Genomic DNA, 17,662 nt, shown 5'->3' with positions numbered 1-17,662 from the left:
ACCTGTGGCACTCACGATTCTTGGCCTGTCCGGCGCTCTCAGTCACGATCCTTCTGCCGCCCTGTATATCGACGGCAAGTTGATCGCGGCCGTCGAAGAAGAGCGCTTCGTGCGCGACAAGCACGCGAAGAACCGCATGCCCTACGAGTCGGCTAAGTTCTGCCTTGAGCAGGCTGGTATTAAGCCCGGCGATGTTGATGTGGTGGCGATTCCATTCGCGCCAATCAGTATCTTCGGGGAGGCGCGCTGGAAATACGCCAAGCGCTACTGGTACGCCCCAGATCGTGCGCTGGACGCCATTCTGATGGGTAATCGCCGCTACAAGCGTTACTACAAACATATCCAATGGTGCCTGCAGCAGCTTGGTTTTGACTTGAAGAAGATCAAAATTGAACCGGTCGAACACCACCTGGCCCACGCAGCCAGTGCCTATTACTGCTCGGGTTTCACCGAGAAAACCGCGATTCTTGGCATTGATGGCAAGGGCGAGTACGCCACTACCTTCTTTGGCTATGGCGAGAACGGCAAGATCCACAAGATCAAAGAATTCTTTGATCCGGATTCGTTGGGCGGCCTGTACGGCGCGATCACCGAATTTCTCGGTTTCGAGATGCTCGACGGCGAATTCAAGGTCATGGGCATGGCGCCCTACGGCGATGCCAGCAAATACGATTTCTCACGCTTGGCAAAATTCGAAAATGGTGAGCTGATCATCAACACCGAATACGCCAACGTTATCGGATTGCGCCGTTATAAAGAAAATGGCAAGGGCTTCTACTTCTCCAAAAAACTGATCGAGTGGCTGGGGCCCAAGCGCGTCGGTGATATCGCCGACGACCCCTACATTCACTACGCCGCCAGCATGCAAGCGCTGTTCGAGAAGCTGGCGCTGCAGATGATGGAACACTACCTGGGCGACATCATCCGCGAGACGGGTAAGATCGCCTTCGCCGGCGGCTGTGCGCTGAACGTCAAACTTAACCAGAAGATCATCGCCCGTGATGATGTGAAAGAGTTGTTCGTCCAACCCGCATCCGGCGATGCAGGCACCGCAGTCGGCGCGGCGGCTTATATCTCGCACCAGCGCGGCGTGCCGGTGGAGAAGATGGAGCACGTCTACCTCGGCCCGTCCTACTCCAATGAAGATGTAATCGCTGCTTGCGCCCGCCATCCGAGCAAGCCTAAGTTCCAGCAAATCGAAAACATGCCGCAGCGCATCGCCCAAATCATGGTCGACGGCAACCCGGTGGCCTGGTTCCAGGGGCGCATGGAGTTCGGCCCGCGTGCGCTGGGTGGCCGTTCTATCATTGGCTGCCCGAGCATTCCCGGCGTGGCTAATCGGATTAACGAGCAAATCAAGTTCCGCGAACGCTGGAGGCCGTTTTGCCCATCGATGCTCGATACCGTTGGCTCGCAGATGCTCAAAGTGGATCACCCGAGCCCGTTTATGACCTTCACCTTCGAAGTGAATGAAGAGTGGAAGACCCGCGTCAGCGAAGTGGTGCACGAAGATGGCACCTCGCGTGCCCAGGTGCTCAAGCGTGAATACAACCCGCGCTACTACGACATGATGCTGGAACTGGAAAAGCTCACCGGCAACGGCGTATCGCTGAACACCTCGCTCAATCGTCGCGGCGAGCCGATGATCTGCTCGCCAACCGACGCGCTGAACATGTTCTACGGCTCCGACCTGCAGTACCTGATCATGGAAGACATTCTCGTGGTCAAGGATGGCAAGGGTTGGTATGACAGCGTCTGAGGGCTCTGGAGCTGATCAGCCTTGGGTGCTGCAGTTCTGCTACGGCTATGACGGACCCTTCCTCGACTGTGCGCGGCAGTACGCCGTGTTGTTTGTTGGTACGCCTTACAAAGTATGTACGGTTTATCTGACCGGCAAGCCGAGCGCAGAAGTCGAGCAGGGTTCAGCTTCTGATGAGGTGATTTTCCTCGACTATTCCAGTCGTGAAGTCCGCGGCCTCAAGCTCAAGGCGATTCGCGATATCAAGCGCATCGTCGCTTCGCGCAACTTTAAATTCTGTATTGCCCATCGCTTTAAACCTATCTATGTCGCCTTGCTAGGCAGCGATTTGCCGGTGATCGGCGTTCACCATGCGTTTGGCGATTATCAACGCTTATCGCGTCGGTTGTTCGCCAATGCCTTCAAGAAGCGCTTGGTGCTGCTTGGCGTATCCGATGCGGTGCGCGATGACATTAGTGTCTGCTTACCGAGCTGGCCAGCTGAGCGTATCCAGACCCTATATAACCGCATCGACATCGCCGCCGTGCAGGCTGGGCAGGTCTCCCGCGCAGAAGCCCGCGAGCACCTCGGCTTGCCGCAGGATGCCTGGGTTGTCGGAAATGTTGGGCGACTGCATCCAGATAAGGATCAGGCTACGTTGATCCGTGGGTTTGCCCTGGCGCAACCGCAGCTACCGAAGAACAGCCTGTTGGTCATTATGGGCAGCGGCCGCCTGGAACCCGTGCTGAAAGCACTCGCTAACGAGCTGGCTGTAGCTGACTCGGTACGCTTTCTCGGTCAGGTCGCCAACGGCCGGCGTTACTTCCAGGCTTTCGATACCTTTGCCCTGACCTCCGATCACGAGCCCTTTGGTATGGTGCTGCTTGAGGCAATGGCGGCTGGTGTACCGGTGATCGGCAGCGACTGTGGTGGTGGGCGTGAGGTGGTCGAGGGCGTCGGCGTACTGTTTCCATTGGGTGATTTGTCCGCGCTGGCTGCCGCCATGTGCCATATGGCCGGGCTGGATAACCAACAGCGCGAGCAGTGTGCCTCGCTCATGTTGCAACGGCTCGAAGCTGGCTTCTCCGATACTTCCGTGCGCGAGGCCTTCTGGCGCCTCGGTCTGCTTGGCGACTAACGGCAACACACAAACCGTCGAGCCTAGGGGCTGGACGGGTGATAGGACCGCTATGACGACTCAGCCAAGTATATGTTTCGTAATTCCCTACTTCGGGCGCTGGCCTTTCTGGATGCCGTTTTTCCTCGAAAGCTGCCGCCGCAACCCAGATGTAAACTGGTTGCTGTTCAGTGACTGTGGCGTACCGGCCGAGCTGCCCAGCAATGTGCGGATTGAAAGCATCAGCTACGCCGACTACTGCGTCTTGGTTGGCAGGCGTCTTGGCATTCCGTTTGCGCCGAAGAACGCCTACAAACTCTGCGATATCAAACCGGCGCTGGGCTTTATCCATCAGGATCGTCTGCAGGGCTATGATTTCTGGGCCTTCGGTGACATCGATCTGGTCTTCGGCCAGTTACGGGACTATTTCACCACCGAACGCCTGGCTCGGTTTGACCTGTTCTCCACCCACGAGCGGAGGGTGTCTGGGCATTTATGCCTGATCCGTAATGTGCCGCGCATGCGCGAAGCCTTTATGCGTATGCCGAATTGGCAGGCGCGGTTCTGCGACCAGCAGCATTACGCTCTGGACGAGGGTGCATTCAGCCGGATTTTTCTCTGGCGCAAGAACTTCCCACGCCCTCTGTTTCGCTTAGTCGGGCTGTTCAACCCGTGGCGCCGACGCAGTGAATTCGTCGAGGCTTTCAGTACGCCTTCGGGTTGTATTCCCTGGATCGGTGGTCGCGCCGAGTTCCCGTCCTGCTGGTATTGGCGCGAGGGGCGATTGAATAATGATCTTGATCGAGGGCGGGAGTTTCCCTATTTCCATTTCGTCGTGTGGAAGCGTGATGCCTGGCCCTCACTTGGCGAGCCGTCGGCCGATACACTGCAAGCGTTGGCAAAACAGCCGGAATGGCGGATCAGCTCACAGGGTTTTGCGCAGGAGAGCCGATGAACAGGCGAATCAAGGTTTTACAGCTGCAGCCCGATTACAACGTTAAAGCGCATGACTTCGCCGATTTGGCCGAGCAGATCGTCAAGGCGTTGCCGGGCGAGCGTTATGAAGTGGTCGCGGCATTCTTGCGCGGTAAGCCGCAGCCGGGGGAGCCGGTAAGTCGAGCCGCGCGCTCGGTGTATTTTGAGTTCGTCGATAAGCAACTTAAGGGTCTGCGGTTGCGGGCGATGTGGCAGCTCTATCAGTTTTGTCGCGCCGAGCAGTTCGATGTGGTGATCTGCAACCGCTTTAAGCCGGTCAATATGATGTTGCAGTTGAACCGCTGGCTAAAGGTGCCGTTGTGTATTGGTATTTCTCACGGCTTTGGCGAATACGACCGCTTTTACCGTCGTCGGCAAGCGTCGCGCCTGATCGACAAGGCCTGGCGTTTCGTCGGCGTATCGCCGGCGGTCAAGCAATACCTGCTGGACCGTGCGTGCGGCTTTACCGAGCACAATACGGTGGCTATCACTAATGCCATTGATATTGAACAGGCCACCGCCTTGCAGCATTCGCGCGAAGACGCTCGCCGTCTGCTGGGGCTTGACCCCAATAGGCGCCTGGTGGGCGCACTTGGGCGTCTGGTGCCGGTTAAGGGGCACATCTACTTGCTGCAGGCGTTTGCCAAGCTCAAAGACCTTTTCCCGCAGGTGCAGCTGGCGATTATTGGCAAAGGTCGCGAAGAGTCGCGGCTGTTGGCTGAGGTTGAGCGGCTTGGCCTCGGTGGGCGAGTTCACCTGCTCGGCTTTCGTGAAAACGCTCTGCAGTATGTCCGTGCTTTTGATATTTGGACCATGCCGTCTCTGGCTGAAGGCCTAGGCTTGGCCTTGCTGGAGGGGATGAGCGGGCACTTGCCGGTAATCGCTACGAATGTGCCGGCAATGCTGCCGCTGATCGAGGGGGCTGGCGGGCTGGCAGTGCCTCCGGCTGATGTTGAGGCGTTGAGTCAGGCTTTAAACAGCTATTTACAATTAAGCGATCAGCAGTTGCAGGAAAAGGGTGATCGGGCTTTTGCCTACCTGTGTGCCCATCACGATATTGAAACCTTCCGTCAGCAGTATCTGCAACTCATTGACGAGTCGCTGAGTCAGGCGAGTGCCTCCTAATGAGTCAGAATTCCGAGCTTGTCAGCGTCATCATCGCCTCCTATAACCACGCGCCTTATATTGAGGAGTGCATTCTCAGTGTGCTGGGGCAAACCTATTCGCATGTCGAGCTTTTGGTCGTGGATGACGGTTCGACCGACGACAGCGTTGAGCGTATTCAGCGCTTGCAGGCCGAGCATGGCTTCGATTTTCAAGTTCAGCAAAACCAGGGGCTGACCCGCACGCTGAACTCGGCAATTGCTCGAGCCAAAGGTGAGTTGATTGTGCCGTTCGGTTCGGATGATGTGATGCTGCCCGAACGCCTGGCCAAGCAGGTGGCCTATATGGTGGGTAAACCAGGGGTGGGGATTTGTGCCGGCAATATCGAGCTGATCGATTCGCAGGGCGTGCTGTTTCCCGAGGCTCGCCAGCGCCGTGATGTGCCGTTTCGGCGGATGGATTTCGATGATGTATTTATGGAGCGCAAACCCTATGCGCCGGCCACAACCTTGATGATTCGTAAAGAAGCCTTGGCGGAAGTCGGCGGCTTCGACCCTGAGATTCGTCTGGAAGATCTGGCGATTGAGCTGAAGATCACCCATGCCGGTTACACCATCGATTGTCTGGGCGAAGTGTTGGCGCGTTACCGCAAGCACGCCACTAACTCGTACAAGAACCATCGCTTTATGATCGACAGCATCCTGCGCATTTATGCCTTGTACCGCGATCATCCGCAGTATGAGTTTGTGCGCACGCGTTTTCTCAGCTCGATGTTTCTCAAATGCTCCAATCGAGACCGTCAATTGGCCCGTGAGTTGTTGGTGCAGATTCCGTTTAAACAGTGGTCGAAGAAAACCTGGCGAGGCTTGGCGCGCCTGTACTTCTCACCTTTGGAAAGGGGCTAATCGGTTATGGGGCTGTGGGCGCGCTTCCTGGCAAAACGAGCCAAAAAGCAACTGCGCACGCTACCTAGATTGCAGCGTGGGCCGGCGAAGTTTCTCCAGCACTATCCTCACTACCAGATCGGTCTAGGGACCTACGGCATACCTATCGTGCATGACTGGCAGGAAGGGGCGACGCTAAAGATTGGTAGCTACACCTCTATCGCCGAGCAGGTAGAGATTTTTCTGGGCGGCCATCATCGCGCTGATTGGGTCACGACATACCCGTTTCCTGCGATGATTGACGAGGCTCAGCATATCCAAGGCTATGCCGTGAGTCGGGGTGATGTGGTGGTCGGCAGTGATGTATGGCTATGCACTAATAGCGTGATTCTGTCAGGGGTCACGGTGGGTCATGGTGCCGTGGTTGCGGCCGGTGCTGTGGTGAGCCGAGATGTCGCCCCTTACTCGATAGTGGCAGGTAATCCGGCGCGGCACGTACGCTCGCGTTTCCCTCCTGAGGTCTGCGCGGCGCTGCTTGAGGCCGCTTGGTGGGAGTGGCCGGAGCAAGAGGTGCGTAGCATCAGTCCACTGTTGTGCAGTGACCAGCTCGATAGCTTTCTGCAGTATGCCCGGCAGCGTGCGGCGCAGACGGCTAAAGTGCTCTAGGTTTGAACGGATTACGTAAACAGCTTGAGCGCCTGCTGCTTGGCGATACGGCCATAGCCTACTGTTAGCGCATCATGGTGTTCTTCGAACAGCCACTTCTGGTCTTCCACATAGCGGCGCATGTGCTTCAGGTTACGCTTGCGTTTTTGCAGACTGAGCGCGAAATGGCTGATGCGCATGTCTGCGAGGTCAATCAAGCCCAGCTGTCCGTCAGGCTGCACCAGTACGTTGCCTAGGTGCACCGAGCGGAAGTAAATGCCACTGGCATGTAGCTTGGCTAACAGCTCGCCAAACTGCTCGACAAGCTCCTTGCGTTGCTGGCCAGTGCTGCTGCTCAACACGTGACGCAAGGTTTCCCCGGGTAGTGGCCAATAATGCACTGCAGTTTTATTGATTGGGTCAACCAGCCAATACACCTGAATGATTTCTGGGCTGTTGAATCCAAGGCGCTTCAAACGTTCGGCGTTCTCTGCAAAGCGCTTGGCATAGGGCTTGAGGGTTTCGCTGGAAAATACTGAGCGCTTTCGGAACAGCTTAAGAAAGCTGCCGTCCGTCAGTTTAAGAACTTTTGGTCCAAGGCCGTCGAGTTCAAGCACGCTGGCATTGGCAGTCAGCGCACTCAACTCGGGCTGGGAAAGCGTTTGCATTAGCGCTGTATTCCTTGTGCCTGCCGCGTACGGATGCTTAGTGCTGCAATCAGTGCCAAGGGTATCCAGGTTGCCAGCCAGTGTTCTTTGGGTCTTGGCAGGATACCTCCTCCCTCCGTTAGGCCGGCGCCGATGCCGTAAACCAGCAGCGCCCCACAAACGAGGAACAAATAGTTGCTTCGGTGCTTCCAGCACTGGAAGAGGGCTAGGCCGTGCATTGCGAGCCAAAGGGCGAGACCGATAATGCCGGTGTAATACAACACCCCCAGCGCAAAGTTGTGGGGTTCACTAAAGCTGGTGTTGAGATCGGCGATAAATATCGCTAGGTGTGCACCAAAGCCAAAACCTTGCCAGGGTTGTTGGGCAACCATGCTGAGGGTTTGTGCCCATAGCTCTGGTCTATAAGACAAGCCGCGCTCGGACAGGGTTTCCGGGTGGAGCATCACTAAGGCGAGCGCTCCTAGCACGCTGCAAAGTAGCAGCCAAACGGAGCGTTTGCTCCAGCATGCGATTATCAGCCAGGCGCATACCAGTGTTGTTGCCGCAAGCGGCGTGCGCGATCCGGTGGCCAGTAATGCCAGTCCCATTAGTAAGGCTGCAGCTAGTGCGAGCCCGCTGTGGCGAGGATTTAGGGTCATGCTCAATGCCAGCCAAAACGCGCAAAAAAAACCGAAGACATACGAGCTCAGCAGGGGGTTGTCTAGTGCGCCGTAGCCAATCAGCCGTTCGCCCGGAGTTGCGTTGGCCATGAACATCATCAGGCTATAAGCGGTTAGCGGCAGCATCAATACGGCCGCGAGCAGTGTGCTTTGGGCGAGTCGCGTATTGGCTTGCAGCGCTATGAGCGCACAGGCGGCAAACAGCATCAGAATATAGAGCGGGCGCTTGAATAGCGTGCCGAAGGACCGCTCGGTGTCTGACCAGCTAATGCTGATCAAGGCCCAGGTCGAGAACATCAATAAAGCGATGGTCACGGGGTCTCGCAAGAGCGCTAGGCAGATACGGGGACGAAACGCCAGGGCGATTAAAGTGGGCGCGGCTATCAGCGCGTAGAAGGCCTTGTGATAAAGGCTGCGCTCAGGCAGGGCGGCCAGCCCTGTAAGCAGGACGACAAAGCCAAGCGGCAGTAACCAGGTGCATATAAATGCGTAGGTTCGCTGCGTCCATGAGTCGATTTGTGTGTGCATCGAGGTGTAAGTCCAGTCCGGCGGTTGAGTAGCGATTCTACAGGATCACGTCAGGCCTTTCCTTGGCTCGCCCGACTTTGTTCCCGGCAGCTTAGGGGGCTTAGTCGTTAAGCTGTTCCAAGTGGGCCTAATCGCAGGCCGGGTGGGCTATGTTAATATCCCGCTTTTACCGAATATGGGCGGATTTATGAGTGGAAAAGCTGCAAGCCAAGACTCTTCATCGAGCCTAAAAATCTATCTGCGCTTGCTCACTTATATTCGTCCTTACCTGGGGTTTTTCGCACTGAGTATTCTGGGCTTTTTGATCTTTGCCTCGACTCAGCCGATGCTCGGTTACATCCTCAAGTATTTTGTTGATGGCCTGTCTAACCCAGATGCGAGCCTGTTTCCTAGCGTGCCATACCTACGCGACCTGCAATTAGTGCAGGCCGTACCGCTGCTGATTGTCTTGATCGCATTTTGGCAAGGGGTCGGTTCCTTTTTAGGTAATTACTTCCTGGCTAAGGTCTCGCTGGGTTTAGTGCATGATCTGCGGGTAGCGCTTTTCAATAACTTACTGACGCTTCCTAATCGGTATTTTGATAGCCATAACTCCGGGCACGTGATCTCGCGTATTACCTTTAACGTTACCATGGTCACAGGAGCGGCTACGGATGCCATCAAGGTGGTTATCCGCGAAGGGATGACGGTGATCTTCCTGTTCGCCACCCTGCTGTGGATGAACTGGAAGCTGACACTCGTGATGGTTGCCATCCTGCCGGTGATCGGCATGATGGTCAGCAGTGCCAGTCGCAAGTTCCGCAAGCAGAGTCAGAAGATCCAAGTGGCTATGGGCGATGTCACCCACGTCGCTTCGGAAACCATCCAAGGTTATCGGGTCGTGCGCAGCTTCGGCGGCGAGGCCTATGAGCAGAAGCGGTTTCTCAACTCCAGCATGAGCAACACCGAAAAGCAGCTGCGCATGACCAAGACCGGCGCCGTCTACACGCCTATGCTGCAGCTGGTGATCTACAGCGCTATGGCGGTGCTGATGTTCTTGGTTCTGTTTATGCGTGGCGATGCCTCTGCCGGTGACCTAGTGGCCTACATTACCTTGGCTGGCCTTCTGCCTAAGCCGATCCGTCAGTTGTCTGAGGTGAGCTCCACCATTCAGAAAGGCATGGCTGGAGCGGAGAGCATTTTTGAGCAGTTGGATGAGGTTCCAGAGGTTGACCGCGGCATCCAGACTCGCGAGCGTGTGAGCGGTCGGCTGGAGGTGAATAACCTGAGCTTCCAATACTCCAGTAGTGACAAGCCGGTACTGAATGACATCAGCTTTGTTGCCGAACCTGGGCAAATGGTCGCCCTTGTGGGGCGGTCGGGCAGTGGTAAATCTACCTTGGCCAGCCTGATTCCGCGCTTTTACCACCATGATCAAGGGCAAATCCTACTCGATGGTCTGGATGTCGAAGACTACAAACTGTTGAACTTGCGCCGGCATATTGCCTTGGTTACGCAGCACGTAACGCTATTTAACGATACGGTTGCCAACAATATCGCCTACGGCGATTTGCAGGGTGCGCCGTTGGATGATGTGCGTAACGCGGCGGAGGCCGCCTATGCCGCCGAGTTTATCGAAAAGATGCCGCAAGGCTACGAAACCCTAGTCGGTGAAAATGGCGTGTTGTTGTCCGGTGGTCAACGGCAGCGTCTTGCCATTGCTCGAGCTTTGTTGAAAAACGCACCGCTGTTAATTCTCGATGAGGCAACCTCGGCCTTGGATACTGAGTCAGAGCGGCATATCCAGGCCGCCTTGGATGAGGTGATGAAAGGACGAACCACTCTTGTGATCGCTCACCGTCTGTCCACTATCGAGAAGGCCGACTTGATCTTGGTTATGGACCAAGGGCGCATTGTGGAACGCGGCACGCATGCCGAATTGTTGGCGCAAAACGGTTACTACGCGCGCCTACACGAGAAGGATTTTGCGGAGACTGTTGATGGTTCTCCGTTGGAGTCCGGTGCCTGATGCTCGGTTATTTACGCGCCTGGCGTGAGCGCGGTTGGGCTCCAATTGATGCCGTCACTTATGCGCAAGCCTGGCAGCGTTTTGGCGGCAGTGTGGCCACTCATCCCCAAGTGGTCGAGCGCTTAGCGGGTCTGGCGGGTATTGAGGTGCGTTACCTCGGCTGGTTTACGCAGGGTGAGTTGCAAGGCGCTATGCCGACGTGGGGGCGACATTTGGCGCTGTCCAAGGATGTGCTTAAGCAGCAGGGTAAGCGCGGGCTGTTTGACTTAGGCAATGCCGAAATCATCCTGCCGCTTGCCGCTGAAGCGCGGATGCCCGTGCGCCATCATGCGTGTTATGTGTCGATGTTGAACTCCCCTGCAATCACCACCTTGCGTGAGCAGCCCGAGGGCCTCGCTTTGGCTCGCGAACCTGAGCAATACAGCAAGAAATTTCGCTACAACCAGCGCCGCGAGCAGCGTTTGTTGGAAGAGGCGGGCGGCTTAGTTCGACCAATGTTGGACTTGAGCGCCGCTGAGCAGGCGCTGATTTACGCTGATCTGTTTCAGCGCCGCTGGGGGTTTGAGGCCACCGGTAAAGCGCACTTGGCTGAGGTGTTTAGCCTGATGCGCGACTTTATGACCGGTTCGCTGATTTATCTAAATGACCAGCCGGTGGCGATCCAGGTGCTGTATCGCGTCGAGGCGCCGCAATGGGTCAGCCTGGAGTACATCAACGGCGGTGTTGACCCGCAAAATCGCGAGTTCAGCCCCGGCAGCGTACTGAGTTTTATCAACACGCAAACGGCATGGTCTGAGGCGCGGGCGCTCGGCAAGCCGCTGCGCTATTCCTTTGGCCGGGCCGACCGCGAATACAAAGACCGCTGGTGCAACCGGTTGCCGGTTTATCAGGTCTGACTATGTCCGCACGCAAGCAGGTTCTCCTTAAACGTCATCGTCGGCAAAAGCGTATCGCTCTTCTACTGGCGCTGGTTGTGCTGCTGTTGGTCGGTGTGTTGCTTACGTGGTGGTGGCTGCCGTTGCTCCTGCTGGTGGGCTGGGTGGCGCATGAAGCTTGGTTTGCCGATCACCTGTATTACTCCCCTGATGATGATTACACCTATGACTTTGCGGGCGGCGTGCTTTTATTGGCCGGGCGCATCGACGCCGGGAACCTGTTGCTAGAGGGTGATATTGGCGAGGCCGAAACGCTCATTCTGCAGGTGCGTATCAAAGCAAGCTGGCTCGGTCGCTGGTTTGATCCGCACGTGTTAGTGGGTACAGACCGCCAAGATTTTGAGCGTGGAGTAAACGGCCGTCGTTACCTAAATCTGTCCGGTCAACGGCATGCGTTGGTCAGTGGAACGCTGCAACTGCGTGGCCGCTTCTGCAGCATTGAGCCGACTGTCACCTTGTATGCCCTGAGCAGTCCGGATTACACCGAACAGCGCGTGATGGTTGTCGCGCCGCATGCCGACGATGCCGAGCTGGCGGCATTTGGGCTGTATAGCCGTGCGCGGGATGTCAGCATTGTCACCCTCACTCAAGGCGAAATTGAGGCCGAGAGTTATCAAGCGCTGGGGCTAGATAAAGTCGCCGCGGCGAGGCTTAAGGGCCGTTTGCGTGCCTGGGACAGCCTCGCCGTGCCGCTGTGGGGGGGCGTGCCGCAAAGCCAGTGCCTGCAACTGGGCTATTACTGCCTACAATTGCCGGCGATGCAGGCGCAGCCAGAGCTGGGTGTTGGCTCGCGCGAATCGGCTGAACAGGATATTCGCAGCGTGCGCGCCGCCAATGCCATCCAGTTGCCCGGCGATGTTGATGGCATCCCCAGTTGGCGCAATCTAGTCGCCGATCTTGCTGCGAGCCTTGAGTATTTTCAGCCGCAGGTGCTGGTCACACCGCACCCTCAGCTGGACCCGCACAGCGACCATGTCGCCAGTACTCAGGCGCTGCTGGAGGCGATTCAGCTAAGCAGTTGGAAGCCGAAAACCTTGCTGCTGTATGCCAATCATCTGCACGACAACGATCGCTGGCCCATGGGCCCTGCGGGTTTCGGTATTGCCTTGCCGCCTGCCATTGAAGCCCTGCCAGCAGATGGTTTGTGGAGCCCTTGCCTGGACGCTTTGCAGCAGCTGGATAAAGCCATGGCCTTGGCCATGCAACACGATTTACAAGGCGCATTACCGCTTAAGCGGCGCCTCCGTCGGTTGATCCAGCGCATTCTGGTGGGTCGTCGGTGGCCGATAACGGGCGACGATGAATTCTTCCGTAAAGCAGTGCGCCGGCATGAGTTGTTCTGGGTGCGTACGCTCGGCGACTAAACTGGTTATGTGCCCACACGTAGTATGATTTGCGGCGTTTGCTCGCCGCTTTTGGAGTGTTTATGAAATTGTCCATGCCGCGTTTCGATCAGGCCACCGTGTTGGTGGTGGGCGATGTCATGCTCGACCGTTATTGGCATGGCGCCACCTCGCGGATTTCCCCAGAAGCGCCGGTGCCGGTGGTCAAGGTCGAGCAAATTGAGGATCGTCCGGGCGGTGCTGCCAACGTGGCGCTGAACATTGCGGCCCTCGGCGCGCCCGTCGTGTTGGTCGGTGTGACTGGCCAGGATGAAGCGGCGACTAGCCTGACCAACAGCCTGCATGCTGTTGGGGTGAAAACCCTGTTTCAGTGCATTAAGGATCAGCCCACCATCGTCAAGCTGCGGGTTATGAGTCGTCATCAGCAGTTACTGCGCATGGATTTTGAAGAGCCGTTTCGCACCGACAGCTCGGCGTTGCTGGCCAGTGTCGAGTCGCAATTGGCAGGCATTAAGGTGCTGATTCTCTCCGATTACGGCAAGGGCGCGCTGCAGAACCATCAGGCGCTGGTGCAACTGGCGCGCAGCAACGGTATTGCCGTGTTAGCCGACCCCAAGGGCAAGGATTTTTCCATCTACCGTGGCGCCAGCCTGATTACCCCCAACTTGCATGAGTTCGAAACCATCGTCGGCCACTGCGTCGATGAGGCGGACTTAGTGGCCAAGGGCGCGGCCTTGATGGCTGAGCTGGAGTTGGGTGCGCTGCTAATCACCCGTGGTGAGCACGGCATGACCTTGCTGCGTCCGCAGCATCCAGCCCTGCATTTGCCGGCGCGTGCGCGCGAAGTGTTTGACGTGACAGGTGCCGGCGATACAGTGATTTCCACCTTGGCCGCCAGTTTGGCTGCAGGCGAGGAGCTGCCGCATGCCGTGGCATTGGCCAACTTGGCAGCCGGTATCGTGGTCGGCAAACTCGGCACCGCCGCGATCAGCGCGCCAGAGCTGCGCCGCGCGATTCAGCGAGAAGCTGGTTCTGAGCGAGGCGTGCTCAGCCTTGATCAATTGCTCCTGGCGATTGAAGACGCCCGCGCCCATGGCGAAAAAATTGTGTTCACCAATGGTTGCTTCGACATATTGCATGCCGGTCACGTGAGCTATCTGGAACAGGCGCGCGCTCAGGGTGATCGGCTGGTATTAGCGGTTAACGACGATGCCTCGGTCAGCCGTTTAAAGGGTCCGGGACGACCGATCAACGCAGTGGACCGACGCATGGCCGTACTGGCCGGCCTGGGCGCGGTGGACTGGGTGGTGAGCTTCAGTGAAGACACCCCAGAAAACCTATTGCGCGCAGTCAAGCCGGATGTGTTGGTTAAGGGCGGCGATTACGGCATCGAAGGTGTCGTCGGTGCCGATATCGTCAGCGCCTACGGCGGCGAAGTGCGCGTGCTGGGGCTGGTGGAAAACAGCTCGACCACGGCAATTGTTGAAAAAATCCGCAGTAATTAGGCCGCTATGGTGGGTGGCTGAGTCATCAGCCACCGGCCTTAGGTATTAGCCCGCAGGCCAGTTGAGCGGGTGCTGGTGCGCCACCAATTGCTCAATCAGTCTCGGATTGATCCTGAGCCCGGCTTAGGCTGTATTTTGTTGGGTTAGCCAGTCTTTCCAGCGAATGCGCTCATCGCGTACCAGCCAGCCGTCTTGCGCGGCGAAGCTTTCCGCGAGCCACAGGCCGCGGGTGCTGGCGGGCTGTAGCTCGCCTTGTTTGAGCGTCAGCAGTTCAGCGGTCGGGCGGCCTTGATCCAGCGGGATCAAAAATAGGTCGGGGCGGGCGCGGTTAAGGCGGGCGATGAGTGTGCCGTTTTCTAGTTGTTCATCGACATGCAACAGGCTGATTTGGCGCGCCTCTTTGGGCAGGTCCAGGCGCAGGTCGTAGACCAGTTGCAGCGAAGCCGTCGGCACGTGCACGTAAGCGCGCGGGCGCTCGAGCAGCTTGAGGGTGCCACATTGCACTGGGCGCGCTGCGCCAGACAGCGGGCTAAGGCTGAAATGAGTGTTTTCCAGGTAGTGCAGGCTGCTCTGGTAGGGCGTTGGCAGCCAGGTGTCGCCGAAGCGCCCACTCAACCAGCCTTCCGGGGTTTCCATCAGGCATTCTTCGGCCATTTCTTGAATCGCGGTCAGCAGCGGCAGGTTAAGTTCGTGTGCCGGCACATAACCGGAGATCAGCTTGAGCACCACATCGCCGCGATCCGCGCGGCGTTGACGCACCAATACCCAGTGATCGCGGCCCTGCCAATTGAGGGTCAGACGTATGGACACGCCCAAGTTGGCCAGCTCCACGGTAAAACGTTGGTTATTTGCCACTGCCAGCGGTTTGCGCTTTTCCAGCATCTGCGCAAAGTTCAGTGGCATGCCTTGGCCTTGATAGCTCAGGCCTTCGGGGCTGGCTTCAACCAACAGTTGTAGGGTCTTAAAGCTGCTGGGGTTTTTACGGATCAGGATGCGCGGCATGGCAGCTCCTCGCGGCGGGCTAGGGCCTCAGAGCTTGGCACAGTTGGTCGGCCGCAAACGCTTAGGCAATATCCTGAATTACAGCGGCGGCGGTGGCGACGTTATGCGCCAAGTGGTGCGGGTTGATGGTGCCGATGATGGCGCTGCTGGCCGCCGGATGGCTGAAAATCAGTTCAAAACTGGCGCGTACCGGGTCGGCGCCGACCACGCAAGCATGGCCGCTGGCCAGCGCTTTTTTGATCAAGATGCCTTTGCCATGCAGCGCGGCATAGTCCAGCACGGCCCGTTCGCCTTGCTCATTGAGGTTGTAGGTGACCATCGCGCAGTCGCCTGTTTCCAGTGCCAGCAGGCCGCCCTCGACGGTTTTACCGGAAAAACCAAACCCGCGAATTTTGCCCTCGCGCTTAAGCTCGGCCAGCGTCTGGTAAACGCCGCGATCACGCAGAATGGCCACATCGTTACCGTCGGAATGCACCAGCACCAGGTCGATAAAGTCAGTTTCCAGGCGTTTGAGGCTGCGCTCCACGGAGAAGCGCGTGTGCGCGGCGCTGAAGTCAAAGTGCGACACGCCGTTGTCAAATTCCTCGCCAACTTTACTGGCGATGATCCATTGCTGGCGTTGCCCGCGCAGCAGAGGGCCGAGGCGGGTTTCGCTGGTGCCGTAGGCCGGCGCGGTGTCGAGTAGGTTGATGCCCAGATCACGGGCCTGTGCCAGCAGCTCACGGGCGGCGGCGTCATCGGGAATGGTGAAACCATTGGGGTATTTCACGCCCTGATCGCGGCCCAGTTTGACCGTCCCTAAGCCCAGTGGTGAAACCAGCAGGCCGCTGCTGCCAAGCGGACGGTGCAGGTTGTGCAGGCTATGCATCAGACCAGCCCCTGCCAAAAGGGCGGGGCGACAGTGGGGCGCGGCAAGGCGGGCAGTGGCGCGTGCGTCGCTGGCTGAATGCCGTCACGGTTAAAGGCGGCCAGCACGCGGTCGGCAAAGTCTGGGGCCAGGGCCAGTTTGGTTGGCCAGCCTACCAGCAGTGAGCCTTGCTCATGCAGAAACGCGTTGTCCGGACGCACCAAGCCTGATTGTGCCGGCTCGGCGCGGTCGATGCGCAGCGTGGCCCATTGTGCGGCGGAGAGATCGACCCAGGGTAGCAAGTCGCTCAGCTCTTTTTGTGCGGCTTTGATCTGGCTGGCTTCATCACGCGCCACGCCATCGGCTTCAGCCAAGTCGCCACCCAAATACCACACCCATTGGCCATCAGCTGCGGGGTGCGTGGTAATTGTCACGCGTGGCTTGGGGCCACCGCCGAGGCAGTGGGCATACAGCGGTTTCAAGCTCGGCCCCTTGACCAGCACCATATGCAGCGGCCGTAATTGCTGAGTCGGCTGGCTCAATCCGAGGCTGCTGAGCAACTCGGCGTTACCGCTGCCGGCGCTGAGGATGACGCGCTGCGCGCGAATTTCGCGACCATCAATAATCAGCCCAACCAGCTGGCCATTTTCTCGCAGCGGTTCGATGCATTCGCCCGCCAGCAAGCCGTCACCGGCCAGTTCGCTGAGGCGCTTGATCACGCTCGGCACATCCAGCACCAACTCGGCCAAGCGGTAAACTTTGCCCTTGAATGTGGGGTGCTGCAGCGCAGGCGGCAGCTGTTCGCCTTTGACCTGATCGACGCGGCCGCGCACCGCTTTGCTGGCGAAAAAACTGGTGATATTGCCGGCCAAGCTGCCGGGCGACCACAGGTAATGGGCATCGGAAAGCAGGCGGACGCCAGCCAGATCCAGCTCGCCGCTACCGGCTAGCGCTTCGCGCCAGCGCCGTGGCATATCGGCGATGGCTTCAGAAGCGCCAGTCAATGCACCGTGCAGCGCGTATTTAGCACCGCCGTGAATGATGCCTTGGGATTTGACACTCTGCCCGCCGCCCAAGCACGCGCGCTCCACCAATACGGTGGCAAAGCCTTGACGGCGCAGGCGCGCGTTCAGCCAGAGGCCGGCAACGCCACCGCCTACGATCAAAACATCAGTGCTTAACGCCTGGGACATGCATGTGTCTCACCGGGAAAACAGGCGCGCAGTATAACCCGCTCGCACCTGAGTCAATGCCCAGTGCTCTGCGAGAACAGCTGAATTACCACCACGCCGGCGACAATTAATCCCATGCCGAGCATGGCCGGCAGGTCCAGCCGTTGTTGGTAGAGAAACACCGCTGCAATGCTCACCAGCACAATGCCCATGCCTGCCCACACGGCATAGGCGACGCCGACCGGGATGGTCTTCACCACCAAGCTGAGCATCCAGAACGAGATGCAGTAGCCGACCACAACCAGTATCAGCGGTAGCGGTTTATTGAAGCCGTCTAAGGCCTTCATTGAGGTGGTGGCGATGACTTCGGCGGTGATGGCGATAGCCAGGTAGAGATAGCCGCTCATGCTGTGGCCTCCATAATGGTCCGGCGACCATTCTAGCGGCTATGCGCATGGGATAAGGGCATTACTCAGTCGTTTCAGCTCCACAGCAGGCACGTGCTGACCCCAAAAGTTCTGCCGCTAGACGT

General features: G+C 57.9%; 16 protein-coding genes. 10 read left to right on the top strand and 6 right to left on the bottom strand.

What is annotated here, in order from left to right:
- Nucleotides 1-4 precede the first annotated feature (4 nt).
- The 6 genes from WF513_RS15335 to WF513_RS15310 are packed head-to-tail and all read left to right on the top strand — an operon-like array spanning nucleotide 5 to nucleotide 6,484.
- On the top strand, nucleotides 5-1,759 hold the full coding sequence (locus tag WF513_RS15335; RefSeq protein WP_339080269.1) for a carbamoyltransferase: 1,755 nt from the start codon (nucleotides 5-7) through the stop codon (nucleotides 1,757-1,759).
- Entirely contained in the window at nucleotides 1,746-2,876 is a 1,131-nt protein-coding gene (locus WF513_RS15330) for a glycosyltransferase (protein ID WP_339080268.1), read from the top strand. The genes WF513_RS15335 and WF513_RS15330 overlap by 14 nt, the downstream gene beginning before the upstream one ends.
- A gap of 52 nt (nucleotides 2,877-2,928) precedes the next feature.
- Nucleotides 2,929-3,810 carry a DUF6625 family protein gene (locus WF513_RS15325; RefSeq protein ID WP_339080267.1) on the top strand — a complete coding sequence of 294 codons (882 nt, stop codon included), beginning with the start codon at nucleotides 2,929-2,931 and terminating at the stop codon, nucleotides 3,808-3,810.
- Nucleotides 3,807-4,955: a glycosyltransferase gene (locus WF513_RS15320; protein ID WP_339080266.1), complete on the top strand. Its 1,149-nt coding sequence runs from the start codon at nucleotides 3,807-3,809 to the stop codon at nucleotides 4,953-4,955. Before WF513_RS15325 ends, WF513_RS15320 begins: the two co-directional genes overlap by 4 nt.
- Nucleotides 4,955-5,839: a glycosyltransferase gene (locus tag WF513_RS15315; RefSeq protein WP_339080265.1), complete on the top strand. Its 885-nt coding sequence runs from the start codon at nucleotides 4,955-4,957 to the stop codon at nucleotides 5,837-5,839. Before WF513_RS15320 ends, WF513_RS15315 begins: the two co-directional genes overlap by 1 nt.
- Nucleotides 5,840-5,845: 6 nt before the next feature.
- Nucleotides 5,846-6,484 carry a CatB-related O-acetyltransferase gene (locus WF513_RS15310; protein ID WP_339080264.1) on the top strand — a complete coding sequence of 213 codons (639 nt, stop codon included), beginning with the start codon at nucleotides 5,846-5,848 and terminating at the stop codon, nucleotides 6,482-6,484.
- Between the two features lie 11 nt (nucleotides 6,485-6,495).
- Here the strand turns inward: WF513_RS15310 and WF513_RS15305 are convergent, their stop codons facing one another.
- Complete coding sequence (locus tag WF513_RS15305) at nucleotides 6,496-7,131, bottom strand: lipopolysaccharide kinase InaA family protein (RefSeq protein WP_339080263.1); 636 nt, start codon at nucleotides 7,129-7,131, stop codon at nucleotides 6,496-6,498.
- The gene (locus WF513_RS15300) at nucleotides 7,131-8,318 is read right to left on the bottom strand and encodes an O-antigen ligase family protein (protein ID WP_339080262.1); all 1,188 of its coding nucleotides are present in this window, start codon (nucleotides 8,316-8,318) and stop codon (nucleotides 7,131-7,133) included. Before WF513_RS15300 ends, WF513_RS15305 begins: the two co-directional genes overlap by 1 nt.
- Nucleotides 8,319-8,505: 187 nt before the next feature.
- On the opposite strand from WF513_RS15300, the gene msbA reads away from it, so the two are divergent.
- The 4 genes from msbA to hldE all read left to right on the top strand — a co-directional run bounded on the left by msbA (nucleotide 8,506) and on the right by hldE (nucleotide 14,109).
- Nucleotides 8,506-10,326, top strand: coding sequence for a lipid A export permease/ATP-binding protein MsbA (gene msbA / locus WF513_RS15295; protein ID WP_339080261.1), 1,821 nt, complete (start codon nucleotides 8,506-8,508; stop codon nucleotides 10,324-10,326).
- Complete coding sequence (locus WF513_RS15290; RefSeq protein WP_339080260.1) at nucleotides 10,326-11,222, top strand: GNAT family N-acetyltransferase; 897 nt, start codon at nucleotides 10,326-10,328, stop codon at nucleotides 11,220-11,222. Before msbA ends, WF513_RS15290 begins: the two co-directional genes overlap by 1 nt.
- Nucleotides 11,223-11,224: 2 nt before the next feature.
- A complete protein-coding gene (locus tag WF513_RS15285) occupies nucleotides 11,225-12,625 on the top strand; it encodes a PIG-L family deacetylase (RefSeq protein WP_339080259.1) in 1,401 nt (466 codons plus the stop codon).
- 62 nt (nucleotides 12,626-12,687) lie between these two features.
- On the top strand, nucleotides 12,688-14,109 hold the full coding sequence (hldE, locus tag WF513_RS15280; protein ID WP_339080258.1) for a bifunctional D-glycero-beta-D-manno-heptose-7-phosphate kinase/D-glycero-beta-D-manno-heptose 1-phosphate adenylyltransferase HldE: 1,422 nt from the start codon (nucleotides 12,688-12,690) through the stop codon (nucleotides 14,107-14,109).
- Between the two features lie 123 nt (nucleotides 14,110-14,232).
- On the opposite strand, the gene WF513_RS15275 is transcribed toward hldE, so the two are convergent.
- From WF513_RS15275 to WF513_RS15260, 4 genes are all read right to left on the bottom strand, one after another.
- Nucleotides 14,233-15,111 carry a metal ABC transporter ATPase gene (locus WF513_RS15275; RefSeq protein ID WP_339080256.1) on the bottom strand — a complete coding sequence of 293 codons (879 nt, stop codon included), beginning with the start codon at nucleotides 15,109-15,111 and terminating at the stop codon, nucleotides 14,233-14,235.
- Between the two features lie 61 nt (nucleotides 15,112-15,172).
- The gene (locus WF513_RS15270) at nucleotides 15,173-15,979 is read right to left on the bottom strand and encodes an aldo/keto reductase (protein ID WP_339080255.1); all 807 of its coding nucleotides are present in this window, start codon (nucleotides 15,977-15,979) and stop codon (nucleotides 15,173-15,175) included.
- On the bottom strand, nucleotides 15,979-17,151 hold the full coding sequence (locus WF513_RS15265) for an FAD-dependent oxidoreductase (RefSeq protein ID WP_339080253.1): 1,173 nt from the start codon (nucleotides 17,149-17,151) through the stop codon (nucleotides 15,979-15,981). The genes WF513_RS15270 and WF513_RS15265 overlap by 1 nt, the downstream gene beginning before the upstream one ends.
- Nucleotides 17,152-17,204: 53 nt before the next feature.
- Nucleotides 17,205-17,537, bottom strand: coding sequence for a multidrug efflux SMR transporter (locus WF513_RS15260; protein WP_339080252.1), 333 nt, complete (start codon nucleotides 17,535-17,537; stop codon nucleotides 17,205-17,207).
- Nucleotides 17,538-17,662: the final 125 nt, after the last annotated feature.

Origin of the sequence: Pseudomonas sp. TMP9 (assembly GCF_037943105.1) — a bacterium.
Lineage (GTDB): Bacteria > Pseudomonadota > Gammaproteobacteria > Pseudomonadales > Pseudomonadaceae > Aquipseudomonas.
This window is presented reverse-complemented; position numbering and strand designations above follow the sequence as displayed.

Coding starts and splice junctions, on each gene's coding strand:
- WF513_RS15270 (WP_339080255.1), bottom strand. CDS start 15,979: ATGCATAGCCTGCACAACCTGCACCGTCCGCTTGGCAGCAGCGGCCTG.
- WF513_RS15310 (WP_339080264.1), top strand. CDS start 5,846: ATGGGGCTGTGGGCGCGCTTCCTGGCAAAACGAGCCAAAAAGCAACTG.
- WF513_RS15325 (WP_339080267.1), top strand. CDS start 2,929: ATGACGACTCAGCCAAGTATATGTTTCGTAATTCCCTACTTCGGGCGC.
- WF513_RS15290 (WP_339080260.1), top strand. CDS start 10,326: ATGCTCGGTTATTTACGCGCCTGGCGTGAGCGCGGTTGGGCTCCAATT.
- WF513_RS15320 (WP_339080266.1), top strand. CDS start 3,807: ATGAACAGGCGAATCAAGGTTTTACAGCTGCAGCCCGATTACAACGTT.
- WF513_RS15315 (WP_339080265.1), top strand. CDS start 4,955: ATGAGTCAGAATTCCGAGCTTGTCAGCGTCATCATCGCCTCCTATAAC.
- WF513_RS15275 (WP_339080256.1), bottom strand. CDS start 15,111: ATGCCGCGCATCCTGATCCGTAAAAACCCCAGCAGCTTTAAGACCCTA.
- hldE (WP_339080258.1), top strand. CDS start 12,688: ATGAAATTGTCCATGCCGCGTTTCGATCAGGCCACCGTGTTGGTGGTG.
- WF513_RS15305 (WP_339080263.1), bottom strand. CDS start 7,131: ATGCAAACGCTTTCCCAGCCCGAGTTGAGTGCGCTGACTGCCAATGCC.
- WF513_RS15300 (WP_339080262.1), bottom strand. CDS start 8,318: ATGCACACACAAATCGACTCATGGACGCAGCGAACCTACGCATTTATA.
- WF513_RS15285 (WP_339080259.1), top strand. CDS start 11,225: ATGTCCGCACGCAAGCAGGTTCTCCTTAAACGTCATCGTCGGCAAAAG.
- WF513_RS15265 (WP_339080253.1), bottom strand. CDS start 17,151: ATGTCCCAGGCGTTAAGCACTGATGTTTTGATCGTAGGCGGTGGCGTT.
- WF513_RS15330 (WP_339080268.1), top strand. CDS start 1,746: ATGACAGCGTCTGAGGGCTCTGGAGCTGATCAGCCTTGGGTGCTGCAG.
- WF513_RS15260 (WP_339080252.1), bottom strand. CDS start 17,537: ATGAGCGGCTATCTCTACCTGGCTATCGCCATCACCGCCGAAGTCATC.
- msbA (WP_339080261.1), top strand. CDS start 8,506: ATGAGTGGAAAAGCTGCAAGCCAAGACTCTTCATCGAGCCTAAAAATC.